This is a genomic window from Nonomuraea sp. NPDC003214 (assembly GCF_053590035.1).
Window position 1 is genome coordinate 28,019 of sequence record NZ_JBSFSX010000034.1, and the last position, 11,099, is coordinate 39,117.

Genomic DNA, 11,099 nt, shown 5'->3' on the forward strand with positions numbered 1-11,099 from the left:
TCATGGGGAAAAAAAACGCGAGAGCCCGCAATAGAGGGAGCGGAGGCGCATGGCCGAGCCAGCCGGCGGCCACTCAGCGGCCTGCGCCTCCCCGTACCCGTCTCTCCAGCGCAGCCTCCTCCATGAGCCGTCCGAAAGAGACAGACGGCCTAGCAGCGCTGCTTGAGGAAATCCAGCAGGTTGCGACTGATGCCCAGGGAGTTTTGGCTGTCGATGATAAGCCGAACGGCGATGCCACCGAACTCGAGCGCGCCTGGCAGCTGTATCGCGCGCTTGCCAAGCGGCAGGCCGAGGCTGCGGACGCTCTGCTGATGCAGGGGAACCGGTTGAATATCGAGCGGTCGGAGCTCGATATAGCGGTCGTTCGACAGACGAAGGAAGCAGCGGCACTTCAGGAAGAGCGAGAGACGCTCGATGCCCGAGCAGCTTTGCTCGACCGCAAGGAAGATGAACTGTCTAAGCAGAAGCAAGCAGCCGACCTTTGGTTGGCCGATCGGCGTTTGGAAGCGGGCCGGGAGTTGGACGCCTGGCTGGCAGACCAACGTCGGGAGGCGGCCGAAGCCCTCGATGCGGACCGCCGTGACTGGCAGATCCGATGGAGTGAGGCGCAACGTCGCCTGACCGATGCGCAGGCAGCCTTGGACCAGCGTGAGAACGAACTCGCTCAACGTGAACGAGAATTGCGATCCGAGCAAGCCAGGCTTGAGGATGATCGTGAGGACGTTGCCCAGCTCAAGGCCGTACTCAAGGAGCAGCAGGCCAGCCGGGGTGAACGGTTCCAGCGCGAGGTTGCGGATCGCATTGGCCAATTGGCTCGACAGATGGAAGACGATCGGCGTCGAATTACTGCTCTTATCGCGGGCAACGAATTTCTGACCACCCGTCTCACTGAGTACGACTCCGCGTTGGCTTCCCTCGGAGGCATGACGCTGGAGCAGGTCGTCGAGCGCATGGCCCAACTGCGTGCCGAGAACGCTCGTCTGGTGGAGGAGAACGCCACCGCGCCACGTGCCGATGCACGCATGCTCGAGCAGCTGCAACAGCAGGTGATGCAACTCGCCGCCGACAATGAAGAGTTGGTAAGGGAGCGAGGAGAATTGGAATCTGCCCTGCAGCGCGATCGCATCGCTGTCAATGAACGCCAGAACTACCTGGAGGCAAACAACTGGCTGCGTGCCGCCAATAGCCAACTTCAGCAATTGCTGAATGAGGAGGCGGCCAAGCTAAACGCTACTGCCCAGGCGGGAAAGGAGGGCCACGCGTTTCCTACCTGCTCGGTCATGGACCAGGAATTCGGCACGCCGCTGCCGTCTCCTCCACATGCCCCGGAACTGCCGGGACTCGTGGAGCAAATGCAGGCGGTAATCCGGCAGAGGAACGGCCTGTCCTATCGCCAATCGGATCTGCGTTTGACTTTGGCTGGCATGGCGATGAGCCGGCTACATCTCTACCAGGGCATCAGCGGCATCGGCAAAACAGGGCTGGCGCAGGCGCTGGCCACCGCTTTCGGCAGCACCAGCAGCGTGGCCGTCGTACCAGTACAGGCGGGATGGCGGGAACCGCAGGACCTTATGGGGTACTACAATAGTTTTGACCGAATCTTCTATGAATCAGAATTCACCAAGGCTCTATATCGGGCACAATGTCCCGCATTTAGAGATCGACCTTTCTTCATCGTTCTTGATGAGATGAACCTTTCCCATCCCGAGCAGTATTTCAGCGGTGTACTGTCAGCCCTCGCTATCAAGGATCGACCCAGATTGGCGCTGACCACAGCTCCTATCAAGAATCCTCCCAAGCTACTCATCGACGGAACACACATCGCCATCCCGGACAATGTGTGGTTCATTGGCACCGCCAACCATGACGAGACGACCGTCGGCTTTGCGGACAAGACTTACGACCGAGCCTTCGTCCTAGAACTTCCCTGGCAGCACCCAGACGTCTCAGAGAGCATGGCCACGCCGCCCGAGCCCCTCACTTATCGAGGCCTCGCCCGAGCCTTCACCGAAGCGCAGGCCAGCTACGGCGCCCAAGCCACAAGCATCATCGACTTCCTCGACAGCAACTGGCGCCACCGCCTCGCCGAGGAACTGCGCATTGGCTGGGGCAATCGGTTGGAGCTGCAGATTAAAGCGTTCGCACCCGTCGTAGTGGCCGCCGGCGGGAGCCCCGGCGAGGCGCTGGACCACCTCCTCTCCACTCGCATCCTTCGCTCCGTTCGAGGACGGTACGACCTTCATGCCGACACGCTAGACACACTGCGCGCCGACCTCCTCGAGAGCCTGAGGTCGTTCGACACCACCCACGAACCCACGGCAACACGGCAACTATTGGATGACGAGATCCGTTCGCGTGGTCGGCGATGAACGGGGAAGCGGTTGAGCCGGACCTCGACTCCCTGCTAGTCCGTCATTTAGTCGCCTTGTCCACACGTCTCGCCGAGGAGGCTGACACGCTCGACGACTGGCTGACCATGCCGCCGATCATCCTCGACGTTTCCGACGAGACCGCAGCGACGCCGGTGGAAGATGCCTTCGAGCTTGAATCCGGTGCACTCCGTACGGTATGTCACCGCCCATACACTCGGCTGCGGACAGTGGAGGAGATCCTCCCAACGTCCCGGGTGCGTTCTATGGGACCCGGCGCGGCAGCACGTCTGGCAGCCCGTCCAGAGGACTGGGCCTCACGTACACTCACCGGCGTCCGGCCAACTCGCCTCCTGGCCCGGCGCAGTGAGGAAGACGCTGATATCTACGAGAACCGGGTCGCTGTCGCCGTCTTGAACGTGATGCGGTCACATCTGCAACAGCGGATCGCCAGAATAAGCGATCTGAGCAGGATGGTTGGGGATGTGCAGGGGCTCTTGATGTCCCCTGAGGAGAGCACGTGGCGGGCCCAGCGGCACCTCACCGGACTGCTGCGGAACATCGAGGGCTCCAGTAAGTACCAGGCGGCGGCGCAGCTTCGCCTGCGGGAACTCGAATCAGCCCTAGCCGATGTGGAAATCATGCTGAGCTCGCCTCTAGCACGCGCAGTCGACCACCGCTCCGCGCAACTCAGCGAATTGCATACGACGAATCTGCTCAGCAACGATCCAAATTACCGGAGAGTAGCCGTCCTCTGGCAGGCGTGCACCGTGATGGAAGGTTCGCCTCCCGGAGCAGCCGAGATGGACCGTCGCCGACAGGAATTTCGCATCGCCTTTGAACGTTTCACCGGTCTTCTCGTGCTCCTCGCGTGCAAACTTCTCCAGGCGACACCGGACCTCGATCAGTCCACGCCCGGCCCTGGCCGCACCACTCGCTTTCAGTTGCGAGGCGCGCCACTGACGGTGACATGGTCCTTAACAGGTGACTTCGTCCTCCATTGGCGTGGACGGCAAGCGTTGCGCGTCCTTCCGATCTCGACCGACTTGTGCACCGTTCCTGACGCAACCTCGGTCATTTCTTTGATCACAGATACCTACAGGAACCGGCCGCCCACCGAGTACGGGAACGATCTGATCGTCTACCCGGGATCGCACCAAACACGCGAGAATGCTGAAGCGGCAGTCCTACATGCCGCATACCGGATCGGGCAGAGAGTGCCGAAACATCGCGCCGATACCGCCCCCTTGTCCCCGCTGGAGATCTTCAGCGTCAGCCGTCTAGTACGGGCAATACACTGGGCGACTTTGGGTGCCGACGCCTACGACTATCCCCACTCAATACCCATGCCCACGCGCGAACGGTCAGCTCTTGCAGAATGCGGTTGGCTCGAATCCCGTCCTGACGGTGTCGCGGTCCTACGCGCACCGCTCCCGGACGAGCTCAACCAGTTGCCTGCGCTATTGGAACGATCACGGCCACTCCACAGCGGTGGCAGGAAAAACCGGCACGAAGCCCAACGGTTGCGCGAATTGTGCGCAGCTTTGGAAGACGCAGCCACCGAGACGGCATTCCTCGAAGTGTGCCCCATGTGCGCCAAGGCCGATCCTCGGCGCCGTGTCGTGTTCGAGCCTCGGGATAAGGGCCTGTTCGCTGCGTTCTGCCCTTCCTGCCGTACCCGGTGGGAACTCCGCCGCTGCCTTACCTGCAGCCACGCCTTCCCAGTACTCGTCCCCGACGACCTCATCTTCACCGGCGCCCCAGAACCCGACCTTGACCGCCGCCTCGGTGGCGCCCTCCTAGCGGTCCCGTGCTGGGCCGAAGACCGCACCGGCCAATTCATCTGCCCGGCCTGCAGCACCTGTGGTCAGGCGACCCGAACCGCTTCCTGCCCACGTGGATGTTCGGGTGGGGAAACCCTGGGCGAAATTGAGCGTAAGCTCCCGGCAACCAGCAGTTGAGGGTTGCCGGGACTCTCAGCAGGTACAGGGACATGGGCGAGTTGATCTTTCCGATGATGCTGGCAAACCCAAGCACCTGTGCAGGTCAGAGCATGCCTTTAGGCCGTACGGCTAGTACTACAGCGAGATTTTGTGATGTTTCAGTCGGTGTCTTCTGTAGTGGCTGGCTCGGGCGCGGGTTTGATGGAGGCGTCGGTAGTGGGACCAGGCCAGGACGTGGGCGAGGGACCGGGCGAGGGGGCTGGTCAGGTGTGCCAGGAGACGGCGGATCTCGGCTGGCGTGAGGCGGACCAGCCCGCTGGGGCTTTTGGGGAGTACGTGGCGGTGACGGCCAAGTAGGCGTGGGCGAGCATCGCCAGGGTGATGTGGCGGTGCCAGGCACCGTAGCGGCGGACCTGATAGTGGTCCAGGCCTGTCTCGTTCTTAGCCGCTTGGAAGCACTCTTCGATGGCCCAGCGGGAACCGGCGATGGTGATGAGGTCCTCGAGGGTGGTGCCGACGGGGGCGTGGCACAGGTAGTAGGCTAGTTCCAGTTCGCCCTTGGCGTTGGGGGTCAGGCTGCGCCGGGCCAGCAGCCAGCGCTGGTAGCCGGGCTCGACCTCGAAACGCACTGATGCCAGCGCCCAGTCATACAGCCGCTCGCCCTTGGCACCGCGGCCGCAGGAGCGGCGCTTCCACGCCTCGGCCGGGGCTTGGGCGGTGGCGGTGTCGGCGCGGATCTGCCCGCCCCAGCCTGTACCGATCCACTGGCTCTTGGGCACTGCAACCACGTAGCTGAGACGGTGTTCTTCGAGGAACCGCCGGAACTTGAAGTCCAGGCCGTAGGCCTCATCCGCAGTCACCCACGACACCGGCACGCCGGCCTGCAACGCGCGGGCCAGCATCGTGCGCGCCAGTGCCGGCTTGGTGGCGAAGGGCGCGTCGGTCGGGATGCCGGTTCGGGCGCAGCGGTCCCGATCGTCATTCCAGGACCTGGGCAGATACAGCTCGGCGTCGATCAGTGCCCGCCCGGTCGGGGAGGCGTAGGCGAGGAAGACGCCACCTGGCAGTTCTCCACCTGGCCTGCTGTGCCGGAGTACTGGCGCTGCACCCCAGCCGACTTGTCGCCCTTCTTGAGGAAGCCAGTCTCGTCCACGATCAGTACGCCGTCGCGGTGACCGAGATGTTCCATCACGTACTCACGCAGGTCGACGCGTACCTGGCGCGGATCCCAGCGGGCGCTGTTGAGCAGGCGCTGCATACGATCCGGTGCTGCGTCCCCGGCCGCTTCGGCCAACTGCCAGCCGTTCTTTCGCTCGATCGGCGCCAGCAAGCCCAGCAGATAAGCCCGCGCCTGCCGACGCGGCTCCACCCGCCCGAACCGGCCCGCCACCCGGCCGAACAGCCCATCCAGTCCTGTAACCCACGCCTGCAGATCAGCAGCGGTTAAGTCATCTGGCATGCCTCCACGCTACAGATCACAAAACACCGCTGTAGTATTAGCACTCTCCTACAGCGGCCGCCACCCAAGCGTGTGATGGAAACTCCGGACGACGAGGCCGCCCGTGCCGCTTGCGGCCGGCCGGCTCGACTTCGACTGCCTGTCTTGCCAAGCCGCCCGGCTGTGCCCGTGGGGGGTGGCCGTCGGTGGACGGACCGCCGGCTCGTATCCTGCTGGTCGCTCCGTCATAACTGAGCCTACCGGCGAGACACAGCCGGACATCAGGAGATGATCACAGTGAGTTCCTCCCTATCGATGGTGAGGCCAGCTGTCTGCTCGAGCGGGCCTGTCCAGTACAGTCCCCGAACAACCCACTTCATGCCGGTGTGCCCGCGTTTGTTCGCCTCGGTCTCGACGGAGCTATGCGAACAGGTCTGCTAGCACGCCGACGGCCGTGTTGATTTGGTCGAGGACATGGTCGCTGACTAGTTCTGTTGACTCAATGACACGCTGGCCAGGGCCAGGAAGAACAGCGATTCTCTTACCGTCGATCATAGACAGCCGCCAACTGCCGTCGGCGGCGTAGACCACGATGCCGCGGGCGCCCCGGTATTGGCGCGTCGCGGTGATAAGACGTGGCAGTCGTGGGTCGAGGAGTGGATCTGTGATGCCCTGCACGTCGAGGCGGACCTCGATGGCCGCGGCGCCGGGCGGCGCTTCGAGGGTGAGGTCTTCGAGGATCAGTTCCGCCGCTGTGCGGGTGCACCAGAGGTCGTCATCGATGAACGTGGCGGCGTCCACGAGCTGCTGGTCGATTTCGCTGCGAGTGACGGTATGTCCAGTGATTGCGCTGAGGTACCGGGCAGTTTCGTCCGTCGGGTTGAGCAGGTCGTGGTTGAGAGCGGCGATGATGAGCGGCTGCGCTTGCACTGTTCGTTCCCGGCTGGCAGGACCTGGGCGTACGGTCAGCCAGCTCAACGCTGCAGCGGCTTCCGGGAGCCACGCGGGTAACCGTCGTTGGGCATTCGTCCGGGTTTCCTGATCGACTTGGTCCAGCCAGCCGGCGCGGGTACCGCCTCCCGCAAATACGCCGAGCCACCGCAGCCACAGGTCATTGAGGTCGTCCTCGGTCAACGCAACTTGGTCGGAGGTCCGGACCGCGGCGAGGTTGAGCTTGGCCAAGGCGACGGCGATCATTGTGAAGTTGCCGGCTGGTGTCAAGGGTTCAACCCACATCAGACGTGGGTCGGTTTGGGCGTCGGCCCAGCGCCGTAGGAGGTTACGGGCGCGTACCCGAACGCGGGCGGCGAGTTGCCACCGCCGTGGTTTTGGATCCTCCTCTGCTTCCGGTTTCCCGTCCTCGGCATAGATGGGCTCATCGAGGAGCCGCGCGAGAAGTGAATGCCCAGCTCGTCCGGTGGCGGCTTCGGATGGAGTCCGGCTACGCAGCGCATCGAGCATTTCGATGATTGGTTCACTGCCGTCAAGGGTGTCACTCCACATTCGCGCGTATCGACTGGCGCGTGGGTCACGTCCGAGCTGCTCGCGTTCAAGGCGTACCCACAGGTCGTCGCTGCCCTGTTCGGTCTCCTCGTCGGCGGCAAGACCACCGGCTGAGGCGGGCGTCACCTTCTCGCTGACCTCCATCACCAGGTTGCGGTGCAACCAGGCCAGTACCTGGCCGAGTGGAGTGTCGAGGTCACCGGTGGTAAGGCCGTCTGGCAGGTCGTTACCGCGTCGCGTCGCGCCGGTGAGCGCGGCCGAAAGGGCCATCGTGTCGTCCACGACGACCTGATTGGACAGGATCGAGCCGTCGGCATCGATCAAGCGGACGAGTCGCCCAGCCAGCGGACCGGCCGTAACGGCCTTGCCGGTGGCATCCAAGGCGAGCGGTTGTCGTTGGGCCAGGTCATCAAGCAGCCAATCGGGCTCTGCGGTTGGTTCGCTGGCCACCTCGACCCGTCCGCCGTCCTCGGCGGCTGCGGAGATCAGCCGTACAGCGGGCGCTACCGGTTCCGGTTCGGCCCGGAACGACCATGATTCGAGTTGGTCAAGGTCGACGCCAACGGCTGTGCTCTCCGGCGGCGTGAAAACCGCTCGGATCTTGTCGGCGGTGAGCTTGGTGAGAACGGCGACCTCAACGTTGCCGCCCCGTCCAACGGTGCGGGTCAACGCGGCTCGAGACAGGTTCGCTGATCCGGACAGAAGCCATCCCTGGGAACCAGCGATGGCGCCGACGAGTTTGGCGTGCACGAACTCGTCCGGTTGGTACATGAGCACGTCGGCGGTGGCACCGCCGACGTGCAGCTGATCCTTAAGCCGGTCGCCGTTGACGCTGGTGGCGCTTGTCAGGAATATCCGAACGCGGCGAGGGCGCAGGTCGGTAAGCAGGCGCCCGACAGCTTCTGCATCATCGTCGTAGTACGGCGCGCTGAGCATCAACTCGTCGATACCCGACGGTGCCTGTTCGGCGAGGATCCTCTTGAGCTGGGCGGCGATGGAGGTGTCCAGGTTGTGGAGAACGGGTGATGCAACTGCTGGCGTACCGGCTGGCTTGGTCGCCAGCCGCGCATCGAGATCGACCAGTCGTTGGGCAAGAACCGTGTCGTCGACGAGGCCGACAACGCGGCGCACCCACGTTCGCCAAGAAGCGATGGCGGCGTCGCCGATGGGCGTGCCGGATCGGAAGCTGGTGAACACCTCCCGGCCCCGATCGAGCCCCGTCATCGACAGGTTTCCCGAACCGACCAGCAGCGTCACCCTGGTCCCGGCCACCGCGAGGTACGTCTTGGGATGGAACGCCTGACCACCCGGCCGTACGCCGCGGAGCAGCCAGCTCCGGTTCACAGCGGCGAGGGCGTCGACTGCGTCAGCGGGTAGGCGGTCGAGGCTGGCGGTGAGCCTGCGGTGGTCCGCCAGGACGACAACGTTGAGTGGGGGCTCTCCCAGCCGCGGCAGCAGAAACTCGTTGAACAATGACAGGTCCACGCTGTACGTCGTGGCCCACAACGCCGACGCCGCGCCGGTGAACAGTTCGTCGACCGGGCGGCTTCGTTCTGCCGAAGGGGCAATCGGATCGGTCATCAAAGTACCTCGTTGACGAAGGCGATGCCCCGATCAGTCAGCGTGGACTGCTCTGGGGCGTCACCTTCCCATAAGCCAAGATCCCGGGTAAGCCAGCTCAACGCATCCGCGCGGATCGCGGCGAGCGGGAACCGTTCGATGCCATGGTCATAGAACCGCAGCAGCCCTTCCTCCCAGCGGAAACGGAAGGTGAAGTCAGGCAGCTTGGAGTAGGCAATGCGTTCATGCACTGGGATGATGAACCGCGACGCCAGCCACCACAGCGTCTCACCGATGGACGGCTGACGGTCGAGATGTTCGCGCGCCTCGCCCAGAACCTCGGATATTGACGGTTGCCACACCGATCTCACTCCGGATGCCTTAGCCCAGCCTGGGTCGGCGCGGCCGTTCGTGCGGCGGGCTAGTTCGAGCAGCACCACGACGGCGGAGGTGGCGGTGTCGAGTCCGGCGGTCAGCCTCCGCAGCGTGTCCAGCGACGCCGTGGCAACGTTCACGCCCTCGCCGCCCCGGTCAGGCACGATCAACGACGCGGCATCGAGCGCGGCGGCAACCTCAGCCGTTGGGTAGCTGGCAGCCCACGCGGGTGGGCCTTCAACCATGTTCGAGGCCACTTCGCGTACCTCGGCGTGGGTGAGCCCCCGACCAAGCTCGCGGCTGCGGGTCAACCCGGCGCGGCAAAACTGCGACCACACCGAACAGATGACTTCCTGCCAGACGTCCTTGGCGATCAGCGCCGCCCATTCACCCGCGACGAGAGCGTGCCCTTCGCTACGCGATTGGGTATATGACCACAACGCGTCCCGATATGCTGTGCTGGACCACGGCACGTTCGAATCGGTAGCGACGAGATTGAGATAATGCCCTACGCTCCGTCGTCGCTGTACGGCACCGGCATCCGGCGTGGCGCTGGCGCCTGGTTCCACCTCGGCGCCGTCGGGGGCGGCAGGTGGATCGCTACCGAAGATGGCGTCGTGCACAGCACTACGCTCGCCCGGTCGCTTACGAAGCTGGCACAGGCAAGCGACCGCAGCGTATTCGTCAACTACTGCCGCTGGTAGCGGGTCGCTGGTCCACATGGCACGCTGGTAGTACTCGGTCGTTTCGACAGCGCTCCGAAATTCCGCCGCAAGTCGTTGGGCCCGTTCGGTATCGCGAAGGACGTCAATCGGAATCGGCTGTTCGCCGAGCATCGTCCCAGCGCGCGCTACGACGCCCAACTCGGTCAGCGGTGAGCGGTAGTACAGTCCGTAACCGCCGAAGCTGCTCTCGACGGATTCCCCGCGAGGAAAGGGCCCCGAACCCCGTGCGAGGTCGCTCAACCTTCGCGCGCCTACCGGGCTCGATTTACAGTCGTTCGGGCAGCGCTGCACGGCCAGGCCAAAATCCCACTCGCAACGAAGCATAAAAGTCGACAGCGACTTGTTGTCCGCCGGTAGACGTCTGCGCCTGTACTCGTCCAGCAGGAAAGCGTGGAACGCGAAGTACCGAGCCCGTCGCGACAATTCCAAGATTCCCGGCAAGAGCAACGGCATCAGGCGATCTTGGGTCGTCGTCTGCAAGCCGAGCGGGTCGCGCCCCTCACTCTCACGTAGAGACGGCGCGATCCAGCGCGGCATTGGCGCTTGGTCAGCGATAGTTTCGGACGTTGCCGTCATGTCCGCACTCCGGGCACTCCTCAGGTGACTCGTTCACTGAGAACACCCTGCTTGCTGCGCATGAGCGAACTCAATTGAATGGGTTGACCACAAGACCCTGCTCGCCTTCGTCCGCCCTTCTGACACCTTATGACCAGGTATAGCCGTGGCGGCGCCCGACGACCAGGACTCTGTTAACGCCACCGAGCCTCACAGGAGACGCTGTGTAGATATAGTAATCGTACACAGGAAGATCCGGTTCAGAACGGCATGATCGACCGCTAGATGGCGCTGCAGTACCCTACTTATTCGCATCCTGATGTAAGCTCGACTTCAATCAACGCGGGATATCCAAGGAATGATCACGGAACTCGCTCGGTCGATCTAGCATGTTCAGGCAGGTCGGATTAGCTGAACGGGCCAAATAGCTCGCGCTCTCCTACCACAGATTGATCTCGCTATGAGCCGAACAAAGGAAATCGTGGGGTCACCCCCGGGGCCCATCCGGTAAAGATCCGCCTTGGGTGGTCGCCCGTCTAGATGATTGATTCCAAGGGGTTGGGATCAGTGGTCGTAGGCGGTCAGTGAGCGGGCGATGGGCTGACCGGTCTTGTCGTTGTGCCAGATCACG

The 11,099-nt window shown here is 63.5% G+C and carries 4 protein-coding genes and 1 pseudogene; 2 read left to right on the forward strand and 3 right to left on the reverse strand.

From position 1 onward, the window contains the following. The first annotated feature begins 122 nt into the window (after positions 1-122). Positions 123-2,369, forward strand: a complete 2,247-nt coding sequence (locus ACWDXC_RS44820; RefSeq protein WP_449993127.1) for a hypothetical protein — start codon at positions 123-125, stop codon at positions 2,367-2,369. 56 nt (positions 2,370-2,425) lie between these two features. Continuing rightward, a complete protein-coding gene (locus ACWDXC_RS44825; protein ID WP_449993129.1) occupies positions 2,426-4,330 on the forward strand; it encodes a DUF2357 domain-containing protein in 1,905 nt (634 codons plus the stop codon). Between the two features lie 117 nt (positions 4,331-4,447). Here ACWDXC_RS44825 and ACWDXC_RS44830 read toward each other — a convergent pair. From ACWDXC_RS44830 to ACWDXC_RS44840, 3 genes and pseudogenes are all read right to left on the reverse strand, one after another. Beyond that, positions 4,448-5,771: pseudogene (locus tag ACWDXC_RS44830) on the reverse strand (IS701 family transposase). A 399-nt stretch (positions 5,772-6,170) separates the two neighbouring features. Next, positions 6,171-8,834 (reverse strand): hypothetical protein, encoded by a 2,664-nt coding sequence (locus ACWDXC_RS44835; protein ID WP_449993131.1) that lies wholly within the window; start codon positions 8,832-8,834, stop codon positions 6,171-6,173. After that, complete coding sequence (locus ACWDXC_RS44840) at positions 8,834-10,489, reverse strand: hypothetical protein (protein ID WP_449993133.1); 1,656 nt, start codon at positions 10,487-10,489, stop codon at positions 8,834-8,836. The genes ACWDXC_RS44835 and ACWDXC_RS44840 overlap by 1 nt, the downstream gene beginning before the upstream one ends. Positions 10,490-11,099: the final 610 nt, after the last annotated feature.

Excerpts from the sequence above, each read along its gene's own strand:
- ACWDXC_RS44835 (WP_449993131.1), bottom strand. The coding sequence starts at position 8,834 with ATGACCGATCCGATTGCCCCTTCGGCAGAACGAAGCCGCCCGGTCGAC.
- ACWDXC_RS44840 (WP_449993133.1), bottom strand. The coding sequence starts at position 10,489 with ATGACGGCAACGTCCGAAACTATCGCTGACCAAGCGCCAATGCCGCGC.
- ACWDXC_RS44820 (WP_449993127.1), top strand. The coding sequence starts at position 123 with ATGAGCCGTCCGAAAGAGACAGACGGCCTAGCAGCGCTGCTTGAGGAA.